At 58.8% G+C, this 24,398-nt stretch carries 26 protein-coding genes and 1 pseudogene; 9 read left to right on the forward strand and 18 right to left on the reverse strand.

Annotated elements, in window-relative coordinates:
* Nucleotides 1-6: 6 nt before the first annotated feature.
* A complete protein-coding gene (locus AB8B29_RS32735; protein ID WP_037197865.1) occupies nucleotides 7-567 on the reverse strand; it encodes an MFS transporter in 561 nt (186 codons plus the stop codon).
* A 339-nt stretch (nucleotides 568-906) separates the two neighbouring features.
* On the opposite strand from AB8B29_RS32735, the gene AB8B29_RS32740 reads away from it, so the two are divergent.
* The 4 genes from AB8B29_RS32740 (at nucleotide 907) to AB8B29_RS32755 (ending at nucleotide 4,448) form a co-directional block, all read left to right on the forward strand.
* Nucleotides 907-1,959 carry a type III polyketide synthase gene (locus AB8B29_RS32740; protein WP_037197866.1) on the forward strand — a complete coding sequence of 351 codons (1,053 nt, stop codon included), beginning with the start codon at nucleotides 907-909 and terminating at the stop codon, nucleotides 1,957-1,959.
* Nucleotides 1,956-2,462 carry an isoprenylcysteine carboxyl methyltransferase family protein gene (locus tag AB8B29_RS32745; RefSeq protein ID WP_037197867.1) on the forward strand — a complete coding sequence of 169 codons (507 nt, stop codon included), beginning with the start codon at nucleotides 1,956-1,958 and terminating at the stop codon, nucleotides 2,460-2,462. The genes AB8B29_RS32740 and AB8B29_RS32745 overlap by 4 nt, the downstream gene beginning before the upstream one ends.
* Entirely contained in the window at nucleotides 2,446-3,990 is a 1,545-nt protein-coding gene (locus AB8B29_RS32750; RefSeq protein WP_439007008.1) for a DHA2 family efflux MFS transporter permease subunit, read from the forward strand. Before AB8B29_RS32745 ends, AB8B29_RS32750 begins: the two co-directional genes overlap by 17 nt.
* 119 nt (nucleotides 3,991-4,109) lie before the next feature.
* On the forward strand, nucleotides 4,110-4,448 hold the full coding sequence (locus tag AB8B29_RS32755) for a DUF2147 domain-containing protein (RefSeq protein WP_037197869.1): 339 nt from the start codon (nucleotides 4,110-4,112) through the stop codon (nucleotides 4,446-4,448).
* A 416-nt stretch (nucleotides 4,449-4,864) separates the two neighbouring features.
* Here the strand turns inward: AB8B29_RS32755 and AB8B29_RS32760 are convergent, their stop codons facing one another.
* Both AB8B29_RS32760 and AB8B29_RS32765 read right to left on the reverse strand, forming a co-directional pair.
* The gene (locus tag AB8B29_RS32760; protein WP_037197870.1) at nucleotides 4,865-6,043 is read right to left on the reverse strand and encodes a Fic family protein; all 1,179 of its coding nucleotides are present in this window, start codon (nucleotides 6,041-6,043) and stop codon (nucleotides 4,865-4,867) included.
* 456 nt (nucleotides 6,044-6,499) lie between these two features.
* Complete coding sequence (locus tag AB8B29_RS32765; protein WP_081938754.1) at nucleotides 6,500-6,739, reverse strand: helix-turn-helix domain-containing protein; 240 nt, start codon at nucleotides 6,737-6,739, stop codon at nucleotides 6,500-6,502.
* Nucleotides 6,740-6,873: 134 nt separating this feature from the next.
* On the opposite strand from AB8B29_RS32765, the gene AB8B29_RS32770 reads away from it, so the two are divergent.
* On the forward strand, nucleotides 6,874-8,001 hold the full coding sequence (locus AB8B29_RS32770; RefSeq protein WP_245297643.1) for a hypothetical protein: 1,128 nt from the start codon (nucleotides 6,874-6,876) through the stop codon (nucleotides 7,999-8,001).
* Nucleotides 8,002-8,350: 349 nt separating this feature from the next.
* On the opposite strand, the gene AB8B29_RS32775 is transcribed toward AB8B29_RS32770, so the two are convergent.
* The 4 genes from AB8B29_RS32775 to AB8B29_RS32790 all read right to left on the reverse strand — a co-directional run bounded on the left by AB8B29_RS32775 (nucleotide 8,351) and on the right by AB8B29_RS32790 (nucleotide 11,333).
* Nucleotides 8,351-9,145 carry a transporter substrate-binding domain-containing protein gene (locus tag AB8B29_RS32775; RefSeq protein WP_037197872.1) on the reverse strand — a complete coding sequence of 265 codons (795 nt, stop codon included), beginning with the start codon at nucleotides 9,143-9,145 and terminating at the stop codon, nucleotides 8,351-8,353.
* A 99-nt stretch (nucleotides 9,146-9,244) separates the two neighbouring features.
* Nucleotides 9,245-9,904 carry an amino acid ABC transporter permease gene (locus AB8B29_RS32780; protein WP_037197874.1) on the reverse strand — a complete coding sequence of 220 codons (660 nt, stop codon included), beginning with the start codon at nucleotides 9,902-9,904 and terminating at the stop codon, nucleotides 9,245-9,247.
* A gap of 11 nt (nucleotides 9,905-9,915) precedes the next feature.
* Complete coding sequence (locus AB8B29_RS32785; RefSeq protein WP_037197876.1) at nucleotides 9,916-10,713, reverse strand: amino acid ABC transporter ATP-binding protein; 798 nt, start codon at nucleotides 10,711-10,713, stop codon at nucleotides 9,916-9,918.
* On the reverse strand, nucleotides 10,710-11,333 hold the full coding sequence (locus AB8B29_RS32790) for a DUF1989 domain-containing protein (protein ID WP_037197878.1): 624 nt from the start codon (nucleotides 11,331-11,333) through the stop codon (nucleotides 10,710-10,712). Before AB8B29_RS32790 ends, AB8B29_RS32785 begins: the two co-directional genes overlap by 4 nt.
* A gap of 376 nt (nucleotides 11,334-11,709) precedes the next feature.
* Here AB8B29_RS32790 and AB8B29_RS32795 point away from each other — a divergent pair, with 376 nt between their 5' ends.
* Entirely contained in the window at nucleotides 11,710-12,888 is a 1,179-nt protein-coding gene (locus AB8B29_RS32795) for a M24 family metallopeptidase (protein ID WP_037197879.1), read from the forward strand.
* 69 nt (nucleotides 12,889-12,957) lie between these two features.
* On the opposite strand, the gene AB8B29_RS32800 is transcribed toward AB8B29_RS32795, so the two are convergent.
* The 8 genes from AB8B29_RS32800 to pxpB all read right to left on the reverse strand — a co-directional run bounded on the left by AB8B29_RS32800 (nucleotide 12,958) and on the right by pxpB (nucleotide 19,870).
* Nucleotides 12,958-13,371, reverse strand: coding sequence for a VOC family protein (locus AB8B29_RS32800; protein WP_037197880.1), 414 nt, complete (start codon nucleotides 13,369-13,371; stop codon nucleotides 12,958-12,960).
* A 44-nt stretch (nucleotides 13,372-13,415) separates the two neighbouring features.
* The gene (locus AB8B29_RS32805; RefSeq protein WP_037197881.1) at nucleotides 13,416-14,582 is read right to left on the reverse strand and encodes a M24 family metallopeptidase; all 1,167 of its coding nucleotides are present in this window, start codon (nucleotides 14,580-14,582) and stop codon (nucleotides 13,416-13,418) included.
* Between the two features lie 128 nt (nucleotides 14,583-14,710).
* Nucleotides 14,711-15,343: a GntR family transcriptional regulator gene (locus tag AB8B29_RS32810; protein WP_092577074.1), complete on the reverse strand. Its 633-nt coding sequence runs from the start codon at nucleotides 15,341-15,343 to the stop codon at nucleotides 14,711-14,713.
* 10 nt (nucleotides 15,344-15,353) lie between these two features.
* Nucleotides 15,354-16,595 (reverse strand): Zn-dependent hydrolase, encoded by a 1,242-nt coding sequence (locus AB8B29_RS32815; protein WP_037197884.1) that lies wholly within the window; start codon nucleotides 16,593-16,595, stop codon nucleotides 15,354-15,356.
* On the reverse strand, nucleotides 16,592-17,539 hold the full coding sequence (locus AB8B29_RS32820; RefSeq protein WP_439007009.1) for an NAD(P)-dependent oxidoreductase: 948 nt from the start codon (nucleotides 17,537-17,539) through the stop codon (nucleotides 16,592-16,594). Before AB8B29_RS32820 ends, AB8B29_RS32815 begins: the two co-directional genes overlap by 4 nt.
* The gene (locus tag AB8B29_RS32825) at nucleotides 17,536-18,180 is read right to left on the reverse strand and encodes a GntR family transcriptional regulator (protein ID WP_037197886.1); all 645 of its coding nucleotides are present in this window, start codon (nucleotides 18,178-18,180) and stop codon (nucleotides 17,536-17,538) included. Before AB8B29_RS32825 ends, AB8B29_RS32820 begins: the two co-directional genes overlap by 4 nt.
* Nucleotides 18,177-19,148 carry a biotin-dependent carboxyltransferase family protein gene (locus AB8B29_RS32830; protein WP_037197887.1) on the reverse strand — a complete coding sequence of 324 codons (972 nt, stop codon included), beginning with the start codon at nucleotides 19,146-19,148 and terminating at the stop codon, nucleotides 18,177-18,179. The genes AB8B29_RS32825 and AB8B29_RS32830 overlap by 4 nt, the downstream gene beginning before the upstream one ends.
* Entirely contained in the window at nucleotides 19,145-19,870 is a 726-nt protein-coding gene (gene pxpB, locus AB8B29_RS32835) for a 5-oxoprolinase subunit PxpB (protein ID WP_037197888.1), read from the reverse strand. The genes AB8B29_RS32830 and pxpB overlap by 4 nt, the downstream gene beginning before the upstream one ends.
* Before the next feature lie 180 nt (nucleotides 19,871-20,050).
* Between pxpB and AB8B29_RS32840 the strand changes: the two genes are divergently transcribed.
* The gene (locus tag AB8B29_RS32840) at nucleotides 20,051-20,827 is read left to right on the forward strand and encodes a LamB/YcsF family protein (RefSeq protein WP_037197891.1); all 777 of its coding nucleotides are present in this window, start codon (nucleotides 20,051-20,053) and stop codon (nucleotides 20,825-20,827) included.
* A gap of 10 nt (nucleotides 20,828-20,837) precedes the next feature.
* The gene (locus tag AB8B29_RS32845) at nucleotides 20,838-21,692 is read left to right on the forward strand and encodes a D-amino-acid transaminase (protein ID WP_037197897.1); all 855 of its coding nucleotides are present in this window, start codon (nucleotides 20,838-20,840) and stop codon (nucleotides 21,690-21,692) included.
* Nucleotides 21,693-21,831: 139 nt separating this feature from the next.
* On the opposite strand, the pseudogene AB8B29_RS32850 reads toward AB8B29_RS32845, so the two are convergent.
* Together AB8B29_RS32850 and AB8B29_RS32855 are read right to left on the reverse strand one after the other, a co-directional pair.
* A pseudogene (locus AB8B29_RS32850) lies at nucleotides 21,832-21,984 on the reverse strand (metal-sensing transcriptional repressor); the annotation flags it as partial.
* Between the two features lie 247 nt (nucleotides 21,985-22,231).
* Nucleotides 22,232-23,152, reverse strand: a complete 921-nt coding sequence (locus tag AB8B29_RS32855; RefSeq protein ID WP_439007010.1) for an alpha/beta fold hydrolase — start codon at nucleotides 23,150-23,152, stop codon at nucleotides 22,232-22,234.
* Nucleotides 23,153-23,308: 156 nt separating this feature from the next.
* Here AB8B29_RS32855 and AB8B29_RS32860 point away from each other — a divergent pair, with 156 nt between their 5' ends.
* Nucleotides 23,309-23,764 carry a winged helix-turn-helix transcriptional regulator gene (locus AB8B29_RS32860; protein WP_092577068.1) on the forward strand — a complete coding sequence of 152 codons (456 nt, stop codon included), beginning with the start codon at nucleotides 23,309-23,311 and terminating at the stop codon, nucleotides 23,762-23,764.
* 189 nt (nucleotides 23,765-23,953) lie between these two features.
* On the opposite strand, the gene AB8B29_RS32865 is transcribed toward AB8B29_RS32860, so the two are convergent.
* A complete protein-coding gene (locus AB8B29_RS32865; protein WP_092577065.1) occupies nucleotides 23,954-24,391 on the reverse strand; it encodes a hypothetical protein in 438 nt (145 codons plus the stop codon).
* Nucleotides 24,392-24,398 lie beyond the last annotated feature (7 nt).

The following is a 24,398-nucleotide window of genomic DNA, read 5'->3' on the forward strand; positions in this document are numbered from 1 at the left end:
GCCGCGTTAGTCATCAGGAACCAAGTCATTCCTATTGTTCACTCGACGCCGTACAAAGAGCAGCACAAATGCCAAACAGGCGGTAGCGTAGCCACTAACCAGATACGGTGCGGCCACCCCGGCAATCTCCGCTAGTCCGGCCCCAAGTGGCGGGGCAGCCATCATCGCCGCTGCGCTGAGCCCTTCGCCTACCGCCGCAACGCGCCCTAAAAGTTCAAGTGGTGTCTCCTTCTGTAGCACCACTCGATAGGGAACGAAGAAACCTGCGCTGGCCAAACCTGTGGCAAATAGAAGTAGACAGAAGGCCGCAGCAGGAATCACGATATCGCCGCGCCCAACATGTCCCATGAAGGCAATTAGCAGCCCTCCGACAAGGCCCGAAGCGATCATCAGCTGAGAAGGGTCACGTTGTCCAAAGAATTGTTCGAGAAGCAAAGCACCAATTACTCCGCCGGCGCCTGCGGATGCCACGGATGCTCCAAGTAAGGCGCTCGAAAATCCAATTTCTTTGACTAAGAGTGCAATGAGTCCGTCGTACAGGAATATTAGGAAATAGCCGAGGGCCATTGCCAGAATGGAGGTGGCAAGGATCCAAGTCCTTTTGGCCCTTTTTTCCGTTTATATCGGACCCGAGCCGATATGAGTAACGCAAAGCGCCGTAGGGGTCCCGACGACTTTGATGGATCACCGCGAAATGTGAAGAAGGGTGAAAATAACGTGGAACTCAACAATCGCCTGCTGTTCCGCAGCCAGACTCTTTCAATCTCTGCTCGGCACGCTCTTTTTTAGAATACCTCTAACTCAATCAAGGCCGCATGAAACCTTTGCCATCTCGGCACGTTCATGTGACGGACCTGCCGCGGCGCAGCTGGCCCATGCCCCATAAGCGCCCGCGTAGGGAATCCCATGCCTGAATCCGTCAAGCTTGTCTCCATCGGGACTGCCGTCCCTCCTCATGTCATCGATCAGCGTGACGCCGCGCTCGCATCCCACCAAGCATTTTCGTCACGCTTTCCAGACTTCGAACGCCTCGCAAAAGTCTTCGAAAGTTCCGGTATCAGGCGTCGGTATGGCGTTCGTCCGCTCGACTGGTATCTCAAGACGCTAGGCTGGCCGGACAGGAACGACGCCTTCATCGAGGGCGCGAGCGCCCTGTTCGTGTCTGCAGCGACTAAGGCGTTGCAATTAGCCAACCTTTTGGCGGCGGATGTTGATACGATAGTTACCATTTCATCCACGGGCATCGCCACGCCGAGCCTTGAGGCGCGGGTCATTGCACAGATGGGATTTCGCGCTGATGTCGAGCGCGTTCCCGTTTTCGGGCTCGGTTGCGCCGGTGGTGTTTCGGGCTTTTCCATTGCGTCGCGACTAGCTGCGTCCAGGCCAGGCTCGGTCGTTCTGCTTGTCGCGGTGGAAACATGCACCCTTGCCTTTCGCATCGATAAGCTGACAAAAGCCAACATCGTCGCAACCGCTCTTTTCGGTGACGGTGCGGCAGCCTGCATTCTTCGTGCGACGAATGACGGCATCGCCGAAGTCGAGATGAGTGGCCAGCATACCTGGCCCGACACGCTGGACATCATGGGCTGGAGCGTCGAACCTGAGGGTTTGGGCGTGATCTTCGATCGGGCTATACCGCCGTTTGCCGAGGCGAACATTCATCCTGCCGTCGCGTCCATTCTGGCGCGCTCCAACCTGAAGATTGATAACGTCGACCGGTTTGCCTGTCATCCCGGCGGCGCGAAGGTTATCGATGCGCTGGAATCGGCGCTTGACCTTGGGCAGGGAACATTGAACCACGAACGCGATGTCTTGTCGGACTATGGAAACATGTCATCGCCAACGGCTTTGTTCGTCTTGGAACGGCTGATCTCCACCGGATTGCCGCGACGCACGCTACTCACCGCCTTGGGACCAGGATTTACGCTGAATTGCGCCTCCTTGAAGGCTGCGGCATGATCTGGCCGATCCTGCTGCTGACGGCGGTGACCCTTGAAAGGCTGGGCGAACTCTGGCTTGCCAGAAGCAACACGCAGATACTGATGGCAAGGGGAGCTGTCGAAGTTGCAGCCTCGCACTATCCGGCGATCGTCACTCTGCATGCTGCATGGCTCCTCGGGCTCTGGCTTCTCGCGTGGAATGCACCACTTAATATGGCATGGCTCGCAGTCTTCGTAGGTCTTCAGGTCTTGCGGCTCTGGACCCTGTCCACGCTTGGTCGGCGATGGACGACACGGATCATCATTGTACCCGGAGAGACGCTTGTGGTCGAAGGGCCCTACCGGTTTGTGCGGCACCCGAATTATGCTGTGGTGATCGGCGAGATCGCAGCTCTTCCGATGTGCTTTGATATGCCGCTTTATACACTCCTGTTCTCGATCGCCAATGCTCTGATCCTTGCCATACGCATCAAGGCCGAGAATGCAGCCCTTTCAGGATTGTCCCATGCAAAACCGGCCTGATCTCCCGCGCTCTGCCATCAACCCTCAGCTGGTGTGGACGGGTTTCATAGCCATGTGCGTCGGGATGTTCATGGCGATCCTCGATGTGCAGGTCGTTGCGACGTCGCTGCCGACGATCCAGTCGGCGCTTGACATCGATCCGGATCAAATGAGCTGGATCCAGACCTCCTACCTGATTGCCGAAGTGGTCGCGATTCCGCTGACCGGCTTTCTGACCCGACTGCTTTCGATGCGTTGGCTCTTCGTGACCGCAATAGCCCTATTCGTCTTTGCATCCATCGGCTGTGCGACCAGTGGGAGCTTTGGCGAACTGGTGGCCTGGCGTGTTCTCCAGGGGTTTTCAGGCGGAACACTGATCCCCTCCGTCTTCTCCGCCGTCTTCATTCTGTTTCCCAATGAGCGGCAAGCGGTCGCCACCACGATAGCCGGCGTGCTTGCCGTGCTAGCGCCGACGGTCGGCCCCATTGTCGGCGGCTGGCTGACGGAGACCTATTCCTGGCATTGGCTGTTTTTGATCAATATAGTCCCGGGTATCGTCTCGGCTCTTGTCGCCGGTCGTTTCTTGCCGCGGCAGCGGATCGATTTCTCTGAACTGCGCCATCTCGACGGCTTGTCGCTTGTGATGATGGCAACGGCTCTTGCCAGCCTGGAGCTGAGCCTAAAGGAGGCGCCGACGAGCGGCTGGACATCGTTGTATGTCATGAGCCTGCTTGCCCTGTTCATTGCCTCGGGATGCTTCTTCGTCTGGCGTGGCCTGCGCCAGGCTCGTCCGGTCATTGATCTCCATAATTTTCAAGACCGGAACTTTCTCGTCGGGTCTGTGCTGAGTTTCGTCCTCGGAATTGGCCTCTTCGGTTCCGTCTACCTGATGCCGGTTTTCCCGGCTTTTATCAGGGGACACAACGCGCTTGAAATCGGAGCGACTATGCTTGTCACGGGTATCGCGCAGCTGGTGACCGCACCGATCGCCGTGGCGTTGGAGAAACGCGTGGATGCACGTCTCCTGTCTGTCGCGGGCTTTGCGCTGTTTGCCGTCGGCCTAGGCATGAGTGCGTTTCAGGACCCCCGTTCGGATTTCGGTGCGATGTTCTGGCCGCAGATCATCCGAGGCGTCGCGATCATGTTCTGCCTGCTGCCGCCGACGCGGCTCGCACTCGGAACCCTGTCGCCGGACCGCATTCCTGATGCAAGCGGCCTGTTCAACCTGATGCGAAACCTCGGCGGCGCAATCGGCATCGCGTTGATTGATACCATCATCTACACGCGATCGGAGCCGCTCGGGCAAAAGCTGTGGGAGCGGCTTCAGAGCGGCGATGCCGAGACCGCCGCGTTCATAGGCGCGCCGGCGCAGATAATGGCGGGACACATGGGAGCCTTCGACGCCAATGCCACGGCCGTGCTCGACCCACTGATCCAGACGGCCGCAAGCGTCGAGGCCATGAACGAAGCATGGCTGAGCATCGCTATTCTGACCGGCTGCGCCATACTCTTCCTGCCCCTTGCGAGAAAGATAGAACCTCCGCAATAAGAGTGGAACTGAAGTGTCGCCAGATCGGATGCCGAAGAAGATGTGACTGCTATGCTCCTTATCCCGGCGCGGCTTCTCTCATATCAAGAGAATCGTTCAGACAAACGCGGAGATTATCAATGAGACGAGCCTCTATTCTCATAGTAGCCCTTCTGCTGGTCGCTGGTGCGACTAGCGCTGCCGACGCTCTTGTCGGAAACTGGAAGACTGAAAACGGCGAAGCGTCGTCCATCACCCCTTGCGGTTCGGGCTACTGCATCACCATCAAGACTGGAAAGTATGCAGGTCGCAAGATAGGCACCTTCAGCGAAAAGGACGACAGCTATCGCGGCCAGCTCACGGATCCAGAGACCAACAAGATCTACAGCGGCACGCTAAAAATCACGGGTCGCAGCCTCAGAATGCAGGGTTGCGTTATGAACGTGCTGTGCAAATCCCAGACTTGGACGCGGCTATAGGATCGTCGCTGTATCAGCCAAACGATGTCATATTTCGAAAATGACACGATCCATCGCGGGTTTCGGCAAGACCTCATCGTCGGGCTCGGTTAGCAACGCCGCTTCGGGGCTATGGCCTGCCGGAATGCTTTGCCACGATCCGCCGCCTGCCGGAGGCCCGCGCGGGCAAACCAAGCAAGCGGGAGTTCTTGCAGGTCCTCAGACTGCCGTAGGTCTTCCGGATGGATCAGTTGTCGCCGGGACCACGGAGCTCTAGTGCAGCACGATCAACTCCGGCGCCGTCAAATCGCTAGTCCGGTGTCAATGCGAGCGGATTTGAGCTACCACCTCATCAATTCATTGAGCCGACGAGCTTTCCGATGAAAGCGTAACAGGCGGTCTTGAAGGGATCAGAACTTTCAACCCACTGATTTTTGTCAGGTAGCAGGCAGCGGATCAGTGCCTTCGTTTAGGATTGCGATATATCTGCGATAGCTGAAGACACGGCCACGTTTACGGCCTGTCACCTCCTCGACAATGCCCAAACGCTCCAAATCGGCGAGTGCCACGTTGACAGTGGGCGCAGACAGGCCGGTCATTTGAACAATCTGGTTTGCTGTATGAAAGGGATTTTGCTGAAAGAGCTCATGAATGCGAAGGGCCGATCCGGCTCTATCGCTCTCGGTTGTGATTTTCTCCCTGTCCTCCTTGAAAAGACCGACAATCCGAGTGGCAGCTTCAGATGCTTGGTTGGCGGTGTCGGCTACACCTGTCAGGAAGAAGTCTAGCCAAGCCTCCCAGTTTCCATGTTCACGGACCTCTTGTAGTAATCGATAATATTCCCTTCGATGGGCCTTGAGGTAAAGACTGAGGTATAGCAGTGGTTTGCGTAGAACGCCGTTCATGCAAAGGTACAAGGTCACAAGCAAGCGACCTATACGGCCATTGCCATCGAGAAATGGATGGATCGTTTCGAACTGGACATGTAGTAGGCCGGCTTTGATCAATGCCGGTAACCGGGATCGATCATCGTGCATAAAGCGCTCGAACGCATCCAGGCAGCTCGCCATTTCCGTCACGGGTGGCGGCACAAAGAGCGCATTACCGGGTCGTGTGCCTCCAATCCAATTCTGTGAGCGCCGAAATTCTCCGGGATCTTTGGTGCCCCCCCGCCCGCTTTGAAGCAGTCGTGCGTGCATCTCTCGGATCAGGCGCAATGACATTGGCAGCGTTTCCAAACGCTCCAAACCGTACATCATCGCATCAACGTAGTTGGAAACCTCACGAATATCATCGACCGGTTGCCCCGCTTGAGCTTCGGTTTCAAATCGCAAAAGATCCGAAAGCGTCGACTGTGTCCCCTCAATCTGCGAGGAAAGAACTGCTTCTTTTCTCACATACATGTAAAGGAACAGCTCCTGGCGCGGGAGCAGCATTGTGATACCATCCAGACGGCCGAGCGCACGCTCGGCCACACTGAGGCGCTCCAGTAGCGAAAGCACATCGATGGGTGGCTCGGGCGGCAATGGCGGAGGCACAAACGCCCGCACTGTCTCGCTTGCTGCTGATGTTTTGACAAAATGGCCGAGGCGCGGGTTAGGACTGGAAACAGACATATGCTTAGTATGATTTCCATCCACTATTTAAGCAAGTGGCACTTTTTTTAAATAACAAACGACCTTAGATAAGCGCCCTTAATTAGTGGAGATCGTCCTCTCGACCTCAAGAGCAGACGCCAGATTCCGTGCCCACCATGCAATCTTGCTGACGATCGATATAGCCAACGTTGAAATGCCGCCTTCGCCATGCATATTTTGTTAATAGTCCGCTCCAATTTCCGCTCGCCCTCGGCATTGGTGCCTGGTGATGGAAGTGTCGAAATCCAAGGCATGTTGGCCCCGGCACCAGAGAATTTGCCTTCGGCTTTGATATTTGAGCAAAGCTAATGCTTAGCGTCCTCGGTCCTAGGACAACGGACGGAGATAAACAGTCAAGATATACAACATATAGTTGTCAAAATGAAGCTGATCAGCCTGCAAGATCAAAAACTCGCAAAGGGGACAGTCAGTTATCTATGATGGCGGCAATTGCGGCTTCTTGATCCGGATTCCATAGCCATCGCCGTCTTCCAGAATGAATTCTATACCAGCATCTTCCAACACCTGCCTTATGCCGTCCACAGTGCCATTTCGTAATTGTTCTCCTCGTTCCAACCGACTTATTGTCTGGGTTGAAACATTTGCTGCCTGCGCAAGTTCTCGAACTCCCCAGCCTAATGCTATACGGGCTAGTTTGCACTGAATGGCGTTCATTTCACAACCCTGTTGTGATTTATCTTGCTCAGTTGCACCGGCAACTGTACCCTCCTAAGCTGCTGTCGGCTGGCCTTGGTGTTTGCACCACCTCGGCCAGCCTAACCACAATCTAGCTATCTGGAGCTTGGATCATGGCTGATTCTGAGAATAGCAGAACTTTGCCTGCAGTTGCCTGCGGAAAAATAAAGTCATCCACCGGACGGCGTGGAAACATCCCGTACACCATCGACCGAAGAAATCTCCTCTCCGTCGCTTCACGCTTACTGAACTCTCGCATCGAAGATCCTGACGGTCCGCGAACAGAGCCAGGCCCGACGCCCGTCAGAGAAATGTGGCCTCGCTGGTATGCGCGCCACCAGCAGCGCGTGAGAGCCACCCGTCTTAGAGAAAAACTGGAAAAGCAATTGCTCGAAGAGGCCGGTGGTCTCCCGGTCGCGATGCTGCGGAATGTCGGAAACGATGGCACCGTCGAGGTTCACTCTTTTGCCGACATCAATCGAATGGCCTCTCAGCTCGATGCCGAACACCTGTCTCAGGCCCGAGCCGAGCTTCGATGGCGCCGGAAACGATGGAAAGAAGCGGATCGGCGTTTGGGATACAGTGCCGCAGTCGCTCTGGAACGGGAGCTCGTGGAACAAGCCGGTATATCCGGACGTGTCATGTGGATCACACGGCCCTCGTCGCTGACCGAAGTCACCGCGAAGCTCCATTGCCTCATCGTCATGCACGATCCCAGCCTGAAGTTCGAAGATGCACCGTGGCCCGAGTTGCGGACGATGCTGAAGGATCTTATCCGCGTTGCGGAGAAGCACCGGCAGAAACCATGCAATGGACCTGCATATCCTGGTAAAGCAGCAGGCGTACGTGGCATTCTAAATTTGGCGATGCAGTACCAAGACGCAGCCAACAAGCTTGGCCAGGGCTCGTCCAAGCCCAACGAGGCACCACGGCGTCTTCTGGCGCTTCATGCGATGGAGCTTTATCTGAATGCATTCTTGCTCGCCAAAGGTGTGGACCCCGCAACGATCCGCGGTTTTCGGCACGACCTCGGCGAGCGGGCGCGTTTGGCGTCTGAAGCTGGCCTTGTCCTGCGCAAGCGTACGATGGCGCACCTGGCAACGCTCTCTGAAAGCACCGAGTATCACGTCATCAGCCATGTCCCAGAGCTCATGTCCACGCTGTCACAGGTGAACCGAATGATGGCGACTGTCGATGAGCTCTCACGGAAAGTGCGAAAGGCGTTGCGGGCATCGTCGTGATTACGCCTTACCCAGCCGGCGCTAGCTGGGTTTACCTCACGCCTGCAACATTTGGGTTGCTCTTGATGGGGATCGAACCAGCGTCGCTCCGACGGATAGAGTTGTTTCAATCACTTAGATGCCCGGCAAAGAGTTTGGCTATGAGAGCGATCTCCACCCGTGAACTCGCGGCGGCAAGCGTTCGGTGGCGCCATAAACGCTAGGCTCTTACGAAAGCGCCAATTCAAATCCGGCAAGACCGAGAGCCTCATCGGAGAACGATGGGCGTCCGCAGATGGTGTTAGCAACCTTGGTCCATGTACGAAGCTCGCCGTGGCAGGACGTTTGCCACGGTGAGTGAGGCGAGCACTCACTGCTGAATGCTTCTGATGGGATCTTTTGGGGCGGGATTGAAGCCGACCAGATCGGTGGTGAGCTTGGCATAGGTGCCATCCGCAATCATGTCGGCGAGAGCCTTGTTGACGGCCTTGACCAGCTCCGGCTTGCCCTTTTTGACCGCAAAGCCCTTCTGGATATGGCTGACGAATTGAGGAAGAACATGAAGCGGCATGTTCGCTGACTTGATCATGTAACCGGCACCGATCGCATCGGTGATTTCGGCATCGATATTGCCGTTGACTAGATCCTGGATACCATCCGTCTCGGCCTTGTAATCCTTCACATTGGCGCCCCTGTCCTGGGCGAGCTTGGTAAAGGTCGAGGAGGCCAGCGCGCCGACGGTCTTGCCCTTCAGATCGTCCGGGGTCTTGATGGAGGAGTTGTTCGGAACGACGACGACACCCCCGGATTCCAGCCAGCCGTCGGCAAAGACGACCTGTTTCTGACGCGCGGGCGTGATGTCCATGGCATCGCTTGTTATGTCGTATTGATCTGCCTGAAGCCCGATCAGCAGCGATTCCCATTTGATGATGACGGGTGTGTATTCGAGGCCGAGGCGTTTGGCGACTTCCTTCATCACGCGGATCTCAAGCCCGTCCAGGCTTCCATCGGCTGCGCGCATGCTGAAAGGCGGGAAGGTGCCTTCGGTTGCGACGAGCAGCTTGCCGGGCTGCAGCAGTTCGAGGCCGGCGGCGGAGGCCGGCGCCTGGCTGGTGGCAAAGGCAGCGGCGACGGCAAAAGCAAAGGCGATTATCTGACGTTTCATGTCTGTTCCCTTTTCATTTTTGTTCGAGATGCCCTGTCGCCGAAGCGGCAGGAGTTCAGTTTCTTCGGGCAGGACGCGCGAGGAATAGGGTCAATCGGTTCAGCTGTGCACCGCGTAGCGGCGCTCCAGCCAGGCTGCGAGCTGCGTGAAGATCGTCGTCAGGAGCAGATAGATCACGGCGACGGCGATATAGAAGTCGAACGGACGGAAGGTCATTGCGATCAGCGTCTGCGCATAAAGCGTCAGTTCGACGACGGTAATGGTCGACAAGAGCGAGGTGTTCTTCAGCGTCGAGATCGCCTCGTTCGTCAGCGACGGGAGCACGATGCGGAACACCTGCGGCAGGATGATGCTGCGCATCGTGGCTGCGTGGCTGAAGCCGATCGCAAGGGCCGATTCCATCTGCCCGCGCGGGATCGCCGACAGGCCGCTGCGGATGATTTCCGCGACATAGGCGCCGCTGTTGATGCCGAGCGCCAGAACGCCTGCCGTAAACGGCGAAAGCCTGATGCCAATCTGCGGAAAGCCGAAATAGACGATGAAGACCTGGATGATCGTCGGCGTGCCCCGAATGAACCAGATGTAGAAGGCAGCGACAGCGCGGACCCCGCGCCAACTAGACCTTTGGCCGAGGGCCGCAAGGAGGCCCGAAATCCAGCTGACGACGATGGTGAGGATCGTCAGCCAGAGCACGGTCCAGGACGCCACCAAGAAGCCGGGGCCGTACAGGCTGACATCCGTCAGAAAATTCGTCGGCATGATCATGCTCCCTAGGCAGTCTTGGCTGCCGCGGCGCCATAGGCCAGCCCGTCGTGCAGAATACGGTGGAGGAATTGCCGCAACCGGTCGCTCTGGGGGTTGCGTAAGATCTCGGGCGCGCCAGATTCGGCCATCACGCCCTTGTCGAAGAACAGAACGCGTGAAGATACGTCGCGGGCAAAAGCAATCTCGTGCGTCACCAGCAACATGGTCATGCCTTCCGATGCGAGCGAGGCCATCAGAACCAGCACTTCATGGACGAGCTCGGGATCGAGCGCCGAGGTCACCTCATCGAACAGCATCAGCCGGGGCTTCATGGCAAGCGCCCGTACGATCGCCACGCGCTGCTGTTGTCCGCCGGAAAGCCGGGTCGGATAACTGTCGCGCTTTTCATAGAGGCCGATGCGCGACAGAAGCGCCCCGGCCTCTTCGATCGCCTGCGCCTTCGGCAGCTTCAGCAGTTTCATGGGCGCATGGATGACATTCTCCAGAACCGTCATGTGCGGCCAGAGGTTATAGCTCTGGAAGACCATACCGACCCGCTTCCGAAGCGACTGCATCTGCGCCGGCGTCGGCAGAAAGCGGGATTCCGCGTGAAAATCGAAGGACAGCTCCTCGAATTTCAGGAAGCCGGACTGCGGCATTTCGAGGCCGTTGATTGAGCGCAGGAAGGTACTCTTGCCGGAACCGCTGGCGCCGATGATCGACACCACCTCGCCGGGCTGGACTTCAAGCGAGACACCCTTCAGGACTTCGTTTTCGCCAAAACTCTTCCTGATGTCCTTGAGAGCCAGAAGCGGCGGGGTCATGCGGAGACCTCCGGATAATCCGTGACAAACCGGATTGTCACGTCCTGCGGCGTGCGGTCATCGCCGTTAATCACGGTGATATCCTGCGGGCAGGCCGACAGCACCAGAACCAGGTCCATCTCAGCACGAAGCGCCACGAAATCGCCTGCCTTCGATGCCGGCGCGTGGCGCTCCAGGCTCCCGTCGGCATGAACCGGGACGTTCATGAAGAGATTGAGCGAGGCGGGCGTGAACGGCAGATCCTCAGCCTTTTCCGAGAGCGCCTCGTGAAAATTGTCGGAGCAGCTACGGTGATAGCCATCGCAGCCGAGCTGTTGATAGAGTTCCGCATTGCAGGGGCAGAGCAAGGTGTCGTGACGCAGCGAAGCGCTGTCGTCGATCAGCGTCATCATCGGCCGCCGGCGATTACTGACGACAGCCATCCCCTTTTCGAAATAGATGCTGCTGTTCACCGAGCGGGTGTGATCCATGGAGGTGAACTCGCCGGCGTCGGCGACTCCCAAGGCCCAGGTGTCCACCACCTGATTTCCATAGAGGTTGGTGATGACGGCCACCTGCCCCGCTTTCATCTGATACCCGCGGCCGTGGCTCGCGGGCACCGTGTCTGAACTTACAGTCATTCTTTCCGTATCCGTTGATGCCCAAGCCAGTCGATGCCTTGGCGCCCAGACGAGTTTTCGGCCTCGAGTGCCGCGTTCATCAAAAAATCCTATTCAGTATACCACTGGAATTCAAGCTTTAATTTCAGTTATTTATGGCAATATAATAATCAATATCGGCTGCAATTTCTCAGCAGATGATGATTTTTTAATCAGAATCACTTTTGTGAGCAGGCGCAGATGCATCTACGTTGACCTCGGAACACGATTGGTGTACCGAAATTTTCGTCCAATACGGGAACCCGAAATGACCGATCCGCCGACCCCGTGACGATCCATCTTCCCTCTCGGATGCGGCAATTGTTTCCGCTTCGATCGAGGCCTTCAGGAGACGAGAATGACCCGCTATTTTCCGCAGGAAGAATATGAGAACCGCTGGGAAAAGGTTCTCCAGGAAATGCGGTTGCGCGGGTTTGAGACCGCCGTCGTTTTCGGCCGCGGCGGCGGCACCACGGACAATTGCGGCGACGTCCTTTATCTCTCTAACCATTATGCCATCAGCGGCGGCCTGGACTCGCTGATCTGGTCGGCACGCTCCTTCTCGGGAATCATCTTCCAGCAGGGCAGAGAGCCGCAGCTTCACATCGATGAGCCCGAGGTCCGCACCGATCTCGTTTTTATTTCCGATGCGCGCTGTTCCAATCATCCGTTCCGCAGCGTCGCAAAGGCGCTGAACGAAAGGGGAATCACCGGGCGCGTGGCGCTGGTCGGCACGCAATTCATTCCCGTGAAGTTCTACCAGCAGCTTCTTGAGGAAGCACCGGATATTCAATGGATCCCGGCCGACGACCTCGTCCGGTCGGTGCGGCGGATCAAGAGCCCCCGCGAGCAGGATTGCTACCGCATCGGCGGTGAAACCGCGACGGTCGGCCTGAACCGCCTGATGGAAGGGCTGATCAGCGGCCTTTCCGAGCGGGAAGCCGCCGGCGAGGCCGCCCGGGAAGTGGTACGGCGTGGCGGAAGGCTGCAGATGATAGGCACCAATCATGGGGAAACGCTCGGCTTCGACCAGCGCTTTCCGCTGACGGGATACAGCGCCGATAAGCCGAAGCCCGGCGATATCGTCACCGGAACGCTCCACGGGGCGTTCTACCAGGGCTACTATCTCGATCCCGGCCGGACTGGCGTTCGGGGCAAGCCGACGGCCGACCAGAAGCGGCTGATCGAAGCGGCCGCCGACATCGTGCATCGGCTTTCCGATATGGTGCGCCCCGGAGCGAAGCTTCTGGACGTTGCCGCAGAGGGGGATCGGCTGACGGCGGCCTTCGGAGGTTCGGTATCGCCGATCATGAAGAACTTTCCCTTCTACGGCCACGGCATCGGGCTTGGCTTCGAGCAGCCGCGCATTTCCACCGTGATGTCGCTTCCGGAAGATACCGTCGAAGAGAACATGGTGTTCGGCGTCGAAGCCTTCCTCTCCCTCGATGGCGTGGGAGCGGCCTTCTACGAAGATATTCTCATCATCGGCAAGGATGGCAACGAGCTTCTGACACGCTCCCCCAGCCAGTGGTGGTGAATTGCGGGCGAATGCCTGCGTGAAATCGCAATAGTAGAAAGCCGGCGGCCGACAGCCGCCGGTTTTCAGTTAGTGCGCGAAGACGCCGTCGAAATCCTTGAAGCCCTTGACCTCGATCGGATTGCCGCTCGGGTCGAAGAAGAACATCGTGCGCTGCTCGCCCGGCTCGCCCTCGAACCGCACGACCGGCGGAATGTCGAACGCGATGCCTGCGTCCTGCAGACGCTTCGACAGGGCAAACCAGTCGTCCAGCGGCAGGACGACGCCGAGATGCGGCATCATTACCATATGATCGCCGACCTTGCCGGTGCGGGCGACTTCGAAAGGCTTGCCGAGATGCAGCGAGATCTGGTGGCCGAAGAAATCGAAGTCCACCCAGGTATCGGTCGACCGTCCCTCTTCACAACCGAGAACGCCGCCATAAAACTGACGGGACTGGTCAAGATCGGTCACATGATAGGCGAGATGGAAAAGCGAACGCATGTTAGTCCTTTGCGATATCAGGTTTGAGAGATTGGAAACAGATTTCATCGGACGATCAGATCACGAGGCAGGTCGGATAGCAGTTCGGTGCCATTCTCGGTTACGATGACCGTCTCGGAAGCGCCGACGGTCCAGACGCCGTAGCTGCGCAGGGTCGCCGGCAAATGGAACACCATCCCGGGCTCGATGATGCGCTCGACCCCGGAAAATAGGCTGAGTATGCCGCCCTCGCCCCAATCCGGCGCAAAGGCGATGCCCATGGAATAGCCGATGCGCTTGCGGAAGGCCGCCGTGTAGCCCGCCGCATCGATCACTCGCTGGGCGGCCTCGTGCGGCACAGAGCAGGGAATGCCCGGCCTGATCTCGCGGAGAGCCGTGTCGAGCGCCATAAGCGAACAATCCATCATCCGCCGGGCTTCGACCGCCGGCTCACCTATCCAGACCGTGCGCATCAGCGCGGCATGATAGCGGGCATGGCTTCCAGCCAGTTCGAGAAAGACGGGGTCGCCGTCTTCGAGCCGACGACGGCGCCATGTCATGTGGGGCAGACCGCTGCGCGGCCCCGAGGATACCAGCGGTTCCATCGCCATCACCTCGGACCCGGCCTTTGTCGCAGCATCCAGCATGGCGGCAGCGATGGCGTTCTCATCCGTGCCGGCCCGGCAAGCTGAAATGCCGGCGATAAGCCCTTTCTGAGCATAGCTGGCGGCCAGTCTGATGGCCGCAAGTTCGGCAGGCGACTTCACCACTCTGAGCGGAGGAAGAATGGCGGAGCCATCAGGCATGGCTTCGACGCCGGTCTGCGCAGCGATCCGTTGTGCAAGCATCGGCGAAAGGAACCAGCCTGCAAGCTCGATTGCGGGCCGCGCGATCCCCCGTTCCTGCAAAAGCTGTGCGAGGGCGGAGGCCGGATCCTCTCCATCCTGGTATGCAACAATGTCGTCAATCCAGGTGTTGGCGATCGATCCGGCCAGTTCCAACTGCCGGACCAGCATCGTCAGCTCGCCCTCCACCGGCATGATCAGCGCCTGAAAGGCAAAATAACCCGCTGTCTGACGGCCGGTCAGCCAATAAATATTTTCAGGGATGGTGACGATGAGCGCTTCGTATCCGGCCAGCCCGATGGCTGCGCGGGCACGGTTCTGCCGCTGCTTGAACTCGTCCTCAGGGAAAGCCGCCTCGTAGCCTTTGAATTCGGCAAACTCATGCATCTGGCATTACTCAACTTCGGCATTAGCGTCTCATGATCGAGACGAAAACGGACAACCGTCCGGAATGGATAAATGCGAAAAGCGGTGCCTCCATCGGGAAAGCGCATCGCAGTTTCGCAACGAACGCTCTAGGGCCGGGCGAGCCACCCCAGAAACCGGCTGCGTACGCTGTCGAAATGCGCTTCCATCGCAGCGACGGCGGCGGCGGGATCTCGCGCTTCGATGGCGTCGATCACCGCGATATGTTCAGCGGCCTGCTCTGCAAAGCGATCATGGGTGCGGGTGATAGTGCATCGGCGGGCGATGCTGCGCATCTCCCTCAGCATGGCGGGCAGAAGATGCAGATCCGCCGCTTCAGCAACGGCTTCGTGGAAAGCGTCGTCGTCCATCCAGAAACTATCGAAAGCCACATCTTTTCCTTCGACATAGGCCTGCATGATCTGCCGAGATTGATTGAGCGCGGTCGTCATCGGCCGTTCCGCCGCTCGGGCGGCAGCGGCCCCTTCCATCAGCCGGCGGACCTGGACGATCTCCAGCAGTTGCTCCACGGTCACGGGCAGGACCATCAACGTGCCGTTGGTGAGCCGCGAGACGACGCCCTCTTTCTGAAGCCGCGAAATGGCGGCGCGAAGCGGTGTGCGGGAAATGCCGGATTCGATTGCGAGCGTCCGCTCGGTCAGTAGATCGCCGGTCTTGATCGTGCCTTCCAGAATGCGCTGCTTTAGGTCCTTATAGGCCTGCTGGGCCAAGGTCTCGCTCATGTTACCACCTTCACCTTCTCGACCACGTGCGATGGAGGACCCGCACGGCCTGCACGAGATCAGCCGGGCTCATCGCCTCGTCCGGATTATGGCTTCCGTTCCAGTTGCGCAGAAACACCATGACCGATTCCCAGCCAGCCTGAGCGAAGGCGGCAGCGTCGTGCCCCCCGCCCGACAGCATGAATCGCGGCTTCAGATCGAAGGCGGCCGCGGTAGCGGCTATGTCGTGGCCAAGCTTGGAGGACAACCGTGTCGGCTGGCTGCGCGACTGCGCGCCGGTGACAACACGCACGCCCCTCGCCTTCTCGACTTTCGCAATCTCGTCCCGGAACATTCCGTCGACGCGTTCGAGAATGGCCATATCGTCGCTGCGGATATCGATGCAGAAATCGACACGGCCCGGAACCTTGGCAAAGGCATGTTCGGCTGTCGCCGCATCGACGCGGCCGAAGGTGACCGCAAGGTCATGCCCCTCGTCTAGAACTGCACCCCAGGCCTTGTCCATAGCGACGATGAGATCGGCTAAGGCAAAGACGGCATCCGATCTGGCGGCGCGTGGCGCTCCGCCGGAATGGGCCCATATACCCTCGATACGCGCATCCCGATAACGCAAGCCACCGCGCACGCCATGAACAATCCCGAAGGCTTCGCCCGCTTTGTCGAGCACCGGCCCCTGTTCGATGTGCAGCTCGACGAAGCGGGCAGCCGCAAGTCCTGGATTGCGCAGCACGGCATCGGGATCGCCGCCCAGTTCGAGCATGTGATCGGCAAGAGTGCGGCCGCTGTCGGCGCGCTTGGCCTGCATTTCCGGTGCCGTCAGGCGACCGAGCGCTGCCCGTGAGCCGACATAGGAGACGGGAAACCACACGCTTTCCTCGGCCCTGGTCACGGTCACGACGATATCGGTCGGCGGCGCTTCGCCGCTCTTTACGAAGGCGGTTGCCAAGGCCATGGCGCCGACCACACCGGCCGCTCCGTCGTAGGCGCCGCCCATCGGAACCGTATCCAGATGCGAGCCGATGTGAAGCGCAGGCGCGTTCCGATCCAGACCCGGCAGGCGGGCAAAGAGATTGAGCGCCGCGTCGCGTGTGATCTCAAGGCCCAGCGCCTCGGCCTCTTCGATAATAACGCGATGCGCATCGCTTTCTAAACTGCTGTAGGACGGTCGAGTATATCCGGGACCCGGGGCGGAAATGGCATTGATCTTTTCCAGCAACCGCTCGACGGTTTCCCTGATCAGCGTCTCGGTCATGCGGCTATCTCTGCGGGGTTGTTAAGTGCGGTGGCCGGGCGCTCGCCGGATAGAGCAGTCAGCACGTTTCTGGCCGAGCCAACCGCGACGCGGCGCAAGGCCTCTTCGGTCGCGCCGCCGAGATGCGGCGTGAAAATCACCCGATCGGACGCGGCCAGCGGTCCTCGCGGGGCGTCGTCGCTGTAAACATCGAGACCTGCCGCGGAAATCCGGCCGACCTCGATGGCGGCGGCAAGCGCCGCTTCGTCGACCAGGCCTGCGCGCGCGGTGTTGACGAGGATCGCTCCGTGCTTAACAACGGAAAGCGCCTCTTCGCCGATCAGGTGCCGGGTCTCAGGACGCAGCGGCGTATGCAGCGAGACTAGATCGGCCCGCGACAGGCCGGCGCCGAGGCTGCCGGCCCGTTCGAAGCCTTGAAGGTCGGATATGCGCGGCGAATACACGAGTACTCGCATATTGAGCGCGGCCTTGAGCATATGCGCAAGGCCGGCGCCCGTGGCGCCGAAGCCGATGATGAGGGCGGTCTTGCCCGAAAGCTCGGAGAAGGTCTCGCGTTCGCGAAGGCCGTGAAGGCCGGCACGCTCGCTGCGATCGGCGGCGGAAATACGACGGGCAGCAGCAAGCGCCAGTGCCAGCGCCAGCTCAGAGACGGAGCGTGCATTGGCGCCCGGCGTATTGCAGACGAGGACACCTTTCCTCGATGCCGCATCCTTGTCAACGGCATCGTGGCCGGCGCCATGCACGACGATGACACGAAGGCAATCGCTGGCCTCAATTGCCGCGCCGGACAAGCCAGCATCGCGAGTGATCGCGGCATCGCAGCCAACGATCATCCGCGCAACGATCTCCGTATCCGGCTTCGGGCACAGGACCGGCTCGACGCCGGCTTGGCTGAGCAGGTCCAGCCCGTCGGCATGAACCGGCTGAACGATGAGGCATCTCATTCGGCCGTCCTTTCGGGAGATAGCGCCAACCTTTCCAGAATGGCATCGCGCGCACGGGTGATGTGTTCGGCCATCAGGATACCAGCTCTCCCCGCATCGCCGGCTCGTACGGCGTCGAGCATTTCCAGATGTTCCTCGCAGCTTTTCAGAAAGCGATGCGGCAGGTTGCTGTGGTCGAACATGCAGGTGCGGCGGCGTAGATCGGCGATGGTGCTGACCATCACCTCGCTGCGGCTCGAAAGCGCAAACGTTCGATGCAGGTCGTCGTCCACCCGGCGCTGCTCGTCCTCTTCGCCCGGACCGTGGCGCTGCAGATGGCGAACCCGTTTCTCCAGCTCATCGAGCAAGGTAACGGGAACCGACGTCGCCTGCCTGATGCAGTAGGATTCCAGCACACCGCGCAGAAAAAAGATTTCCTCTACCTCGGCGGCAGTCAGCGTCCGCACCTTCAGAAAGCGGCCATCCTGTTCGGCAAGGCCCTCGGCCTCGATCCGCTTGATCGCCTCGCGCACCGGTGTGCGCGACATGTCCAGGGTCTCGCCCAGCTTTGCTTCCTGCAGCGCATCGCCGGGCATCAAGGTGCCGGACAGGATCATCTCGATGATCTTTCCATAGGCCTGTTGAGCAAGCGGCTGGTTCAATGCAGTATCTCTCCCCGTTGATTGTCGTTTCTCGGCTTTGCCACCAGGTTTGCAAGGATACCCCGTAAAGCTTGCCGTTCGCCGATCAGCAGTTCCTCAGCCCGTTCCTGTGAAACCCGGGCAAAGCGGATCGCCCGTCCGCTCACCACTTGCGCCAATCGAGGCAGGTCGACGGACGCTACTGTGGCGATCTTCGGATAGCCGCCGGCGGTCTGCCGCTCTGCCATCAGAACAAGCAGCCGTCCTGAGGCCGGCACCTGAATGGAGCCGGGGCGGGTGCCATCAGAAACGATGTCGTGTCCGGCGACTGCCCGGATCGGCGACCCGTCGAGCATCTGCGCCATCCGGTCGCGGCGAGCAGAAACGGTGAAAGGCGTCCCCAGAAGCGTCTCCTTGACGTCCGCGGAGAAATAATCGTCTTGAGGACCGTAAATGACCTGAATGGGTCGCGCGCTTCGTCGCCATGGCTGCCGCAGGGCGAGATTAGCCGATGCGGTTGCCTCGCCGAGCGGCAGGTGGTCGCCGGCCTGCAGTCGACGTCCCTCGTGACCACCGAGCCCCGTGCCGAGATGCGTGGAGCGCGAACCCAACACCGGCGTCACATCCACGCCACCCGAGAGCGCGAGATATCCCCAGACACAGTCCCGCAAGGCGCCGATCGCCAGCGTCATCCCCGGCAATAGATCGTAACTCTCCCAAGGATAGACTTTCGTTCCATCGAGCCGTATGTCGACGTCACCGCCGGTCACGGCAAAGCGTACCGGTTGAGTGACCGTAAAACTTCCGCCAACGCCTGCAAATTCCAGCGCCGCAGACATCGGCTCGTTGCCGACAAGAGCGTTGGCAATCCGGAAAGACGGCATATCCATCGGGCCCGAACCGGATACGCCGGCATGCTGAAGGCCCCTTCGGCCCAGATCCTGAACCGTTGCCATCGCCCCTATCTGCTGGATATTCAGGAAGATCATTTCAACACCGCCTCCCGGTCCATCTCTCCGGCGCCCATCGAACGGGCAACGATCGCGGCCTCGTCTTCGCTGACGGGGCGGAAACTTACCCTGTCGCCGGCCCGAAGCAGGAACGGCTTGGGCCGCGCCGGATCGAAAAGCCGCAGCGGCGTCCGGCCGATGAACCGCCAGCCGCTTGGGCCCGGAACGGAATTGATGCTTGCCTGCTTGCCGCCGATACCGATCGCGCTCGCCTCGATTCTCTGCCGGGGCGCAGCAAGACGCGGCGTGTGCAGTATCTCCGGCAGCCCGCCGAGATAGGCAAAGCCGGGTGCAAACCCGATCATATAAACTCGATATTCCACCGACGAATGAAGCTCGATCAACTGAGAGGTCGTCAGATCTTTCATGGCCGCGAGCGCTTCCAGATCCATCCCGACCGCTCCGCCATAAACGACCGGGATGTCGAAATGTCTCGAATGGCTGTCGCCGACTGCGAGGTCCTCCAGCCGGTGCTGCAGGCTGATTGCAAGATTGCGCCCGCGAATGATCTCCGGATCATAGACGACCATCAGCGAGCGGTAGGTCGGCACAAGCTCTTCGACGCCGTCGATGGGCGTATCCGTCAGGCTCTGCGCCAGCGCGATGACCTGCCCACTGATCACCTCGTCGATAATGTCTGAAAGCTCGACGCACAAGGCGCTGTCGCCGCAAGCAAGAATGCGCGGAAACATTTTGGCCATTGCGCGTCGATCCCTTTCATCCGTTACAAGCGGGTGCGATTCTCACCTGGTTTTGGCTATTGCTATTTCAGTATACCAACTGTATGTCAACTAAAACTGCTGTCAACTTGACGCTGCGGGACGGCACAGAAATTGTCTTATTGCCGGAAAGCAAGCTTACCCCGCAAGGAGTTCTTTCGGATGGTAACCATCGATCTCAATTGCGACATGGGGGAAAGCTTCGGCGCCTATACAATCGGCGACGACGAGGCGATGCTGGAGCTGATCTCTACCGCGAATATTGCCTGCGGTTTCCACGCAGGCGACCCCGTGGTGATGCGCAATACGATCCTGGCCGCCAAGGCCAAAGGCGTGGCGATCGGCGCACATCCGTCGTTCATGGATCTCTATGGTTTTGGCCGCCGGCGCATTTCCGGCGAGCGCCCGGAAGACCTGGAAGCACAGATCATCTATCAGATCGCAGCTATGCAAGGCATGGCGTCGGCTCTTTCCTGGCCAATGACTCATGTCAAGACCCATGGATCGCTCGGCAATATGGCGGCTGTCGATCCCGAGCTGGCCGCGGTCTGCGTTCGCGCCATCAAGACGGTCGATCCGACGCTTGTGTTCATCACCCTACCCTATTCGGAAACGATGAAGGCTGCCGAAAGGGCCGGCCTTCGCGTTGCCTGCGAAGTCTATGCCGACCGGACCTACGACGACAATGGCATGCTGACCTCTCGCCAGATGGAGGGATCGGTCATTCACGATCCACAGCAGAGCGTCGATCAGACCTTGTCGATGATCCGGGAGGGCTTCATCCCGACCGTAGGTGGAAGTAAGCTGCCAGTCGATGCGGCAACGATCTGCGTCCATGGAGACAACCCCGCCTCCGTTGCGACGGCACGCGCCTTGCGCACGGCGCTCGCCGCACACGGCATCGCCGTCGCTCCCTTTGCAAAGCCTGTTTCTGACTGAGGACAACCTATTGACCCGCACAGTTTATCTGAATGGCGCCTGGCTTCCCGAAACCGAAGCGAAAGTTTCCGTTTTTGACCGTGGCTTCCTGTTCGCCGATGCAATCTATGAAGTGACGGCGGTGATCGGCGGTAAACTGATAGATTACTATGGGCACGCGGCTCGACTACAGCGGTCGCTGTCGGAACTCGGCATTGCCTGCCCGCTTTCCGAAGAGGCGCTGCTCGACGTCCACCGGGACATCGTCCTCCGCAACCATCTGGACGAGGGCCTGATCTACCTGCAGATCAGCCGCGGCGCCGACGATCGTGATTTTGCATATCCGGTGAAGGCAGAGCCGACGCTGGTGCTGTTTACCCAGGCGAAGCCGGTGCTGAACAATCCTCGCAGCCAAACCGGCCTGTCGATCGCCACCGTACCGGACTGGCGCTGGGAGCGCCGGGACATCAAGACAGTCCAGTTGCTCTATCCGTCGATGGCGAAAATGGAAGCCATAAGGCGCGGTGCAGACGATGCATGGCTCGTTGAGGACGGGTTCATCACCGAAGGCAGCGCAGCGACCGCCCATATCGTGAAGGCGGATGGCACCCTGGTGACGCGCGGCCTGTCCAATGCACTGCTGCACGGAATCACTCGGGCAAGCATTATCGATCTCGCTCGTGGTGCCGGAATGACCGTCGAGGAACGTCCATTCTCTGTCGAGGAAGCCCAGGAGGCTGCGGAAGCCTTCATCACCTCCGCCACCAATTTCGCAACTTCAGTGATCAAGATCGATGATGTCGTCATCGGCGACGGTAAACCGGGACCCATCGCCGGGAAATTGCGAAGGCTTTACAGCGAGACACGGCTTGCCTCGGCGATCTGAAAGATCAAAGCGATCATGCAACAATTAATGGCTACGTTCAAATCTCTGTTTGCGTGCGTGTTTTTGCTGCACAGGGACTGCCACCCATAATTGTATTCAGTCCTGCAGCTATGTACGAGATATCTGTGAGGTCATACCGTCAGAGATATTTCGTAATGGTTTTGAATTCGCCGATCGACTGCCGCTTGTCCCGCGAAAGTGGCCCCACGGTCTCCTCGAGACAATGATCAAGATGATCCTGGATGAGCGTCCGTTTTGCGTTGACGATCGCTTTCTCAACAGCCGATAGCTGCCCGAGGGGTCTACCAGGCAAAACCTATCCATGTATTTGATCTTGAAGATATTCAGGCAGCACACGTGCTAATGGAAACAAATGAGGCGGGCGGAAAGGTCGTCGTGCGCATTTGAAGTTGAACAATAGCGCGTTTGACGATGCATCAGATCGTCCTTGCTTATGCGCGCGAGCCTCAAAGCCCGCGCGAAACGGGCTGAGCGTTCGATTTGGCGATGTTTTGCCTCCGGATAGCTTGACCTAGGTCTCAGGTCCGCTGCACGAAATCCGCAATCAGGCGCGAGATCATCTCCGGCGCATCTTCGAAGCAGTAATGGCCAACGCCTGGGAGACGCTCGATGGGTGCTGACGGGAACAGCGCGGAGAAGAGCGGCAGGAAATGCTCCGCATGCAGTGTTCTGTCCGCTTCGCCCCATATGGCGAGAGCTGGTTTGCCACGGATGATGCGCTCGGCGGCCGGATCGGGTATCTCGAATTGGTGGGAGCCGGTCGCAAAGCCCTTGGCCCAGCCAAGTGCGCCAAGACACTCGGCCGCCGTGGCAAAGGGGGCAATATAGGCATTGAGCCAGGAGTCGGTGATGACGGTATTGTTTTCGAAGCCGTTGAGCTTGAGCGTGCTGAGGATGTTATAGCCGAGATTGTTGAGTACCGGCTCCAGCGTGCCGTAGGCCTCGGCCTTGATGATCCATTGAAACCATGGGGACAAGGCGGCGTTTGCCATCACCTGATCGCCAAGATCCGGCTGACCAAACGGTGTCGGGCCGTTTGCCGAGATGATGCGGCGGATGCGGTGTGGATGACGAGCCGCAAAGCCCATGCCGACCGGGCCGCCGAAATCGTGCATGACGAGTGTGATGTCGGTGAGACCGAGCGCGAGCACGAAGGTCTCCAGATTGGCGATGTGGTCCTGCAGCCAATAGCTGCGTCCTTCAGGCGTCTCGCTTTTGCCAAAACCCATGTGGTCGGGAACAACGACGCGGTGCGTCTGGTTCAGCGTCGAGATCAGATGGCGAAAGAGATAGCCCCAGGTCGGCTCTCCATGCAGGCAGAGGATAACCTCGCCGCCGCGTGGTCCCTCGTCCACGTAATGCATGCGAAAACCCGGAGCATCGGTGAAATGCGGAGCGAAGGGGAATGTGCCGGCGAAGGTTGCGTCAGAGGGAATCACGCTGCTCTCCTATTGTGGTTGCAGTTTAAAACCACAAGATAGATATCTCTTGTGGTTTTAGTTTGCAACCGTTATATGGAACGGATGCCCAGGATGCCCGTTTGCGCTCTCGAAACGGCATCGCCAGAGATGCGAAAGCAATTAAGGAAGGATCGGATGGCTAAGAGAATAAGCCACAAGGGTTCCTTGTGCGGGGTCGCGCGGCCGCTGGATGCGATCGGCGACTGGTGGTCGCTGCTGATCATCCGTGACGCCTTCGATGGGCTACGCCGGTTCGGCGAATTTCAGAAGAGTCTCGGCCTTGCCAAGAACATCCTGTCCGCCCGGCTGCGCAGTCTCGTCGCCCACGGCATTCTCGACACCGTGCCCGCCTCCGATGGCAGTCCCTATCAGGAATATGTGCTGACACAGAAGGGGCGCGGCCTGTTTCCCCTCTTGGTCGCGCTTCGCCAATGGGGCGAGGATTTCTTTTTCGGGCCTAATGAGCCGCACGTGATGCTGGTCGACAAGGCAAAACATCTGCCGGTACGGCGGCTGGAGCTGCGGGCACAAGATGGGCGCATGCTTATGGCGGAGGATACGGAGGTCATTCCGCCAGCGCAGGTGGACTAGCATCTTTTTGATTTGCTTCAAGCGTCGGGAAGGCAAAGGTCGCACAAAGTGGGCGGAGGGTGGCGTCGCCTGTCCGATATGATTCACGACCAGGGACCCGATTTTGTGCTGGAACAGCGCGTCGCTGTGCGTCCAGCATCGCTACATCGGAAGGATTGAAGCATGGCAAGCGGACATCCTGCTAGGCCACTATACCCTATTCGCCCGCTCCAGCCTATCGATACCCGAGCGAGCCCAAGATATTGCATTGTCACTATGAACTTTCTCACCTGATTGTGGATCAACAAGCAAACCGCCTGTTAAGGACGCAAGCGTGCCGGCTGCAGCAAAGGCGGCGATCAACTCCCTGAACTGATTACGAAGCGCGCAAAAAAGGACTGATTGATCCGCTTTCCCATTCTCACCGACTTCAGCTAACTCTTCCTGTGAGGCCGAGGTATAATAATACTCAAAGCCAGCTGTGAATCCGTCCACTTTAACCGGGAGAAAGCCAGTCATTGCGCGAGGATCGAAATCTTGGGAAAGCTCGATTGGAAATGAAAATGACGCTTGGGCTATGCGCGTTTGCCACGCTGAGGGTGTCGGCATTTCAATGTCACGTAGATACACAATAAGATCGTAACTCATCGTCGCC

The organism is Rhizobium sp. 11_C7_N12_5, assembly GCF_051811145.1.
GTDB classification, from domain to species: Bacteria; Pseudomonadota; Alphaproteobacteria; order Rhizobiales; family Rhizobiaceae; genus Rhizobium; species Rhizobium lusitanum.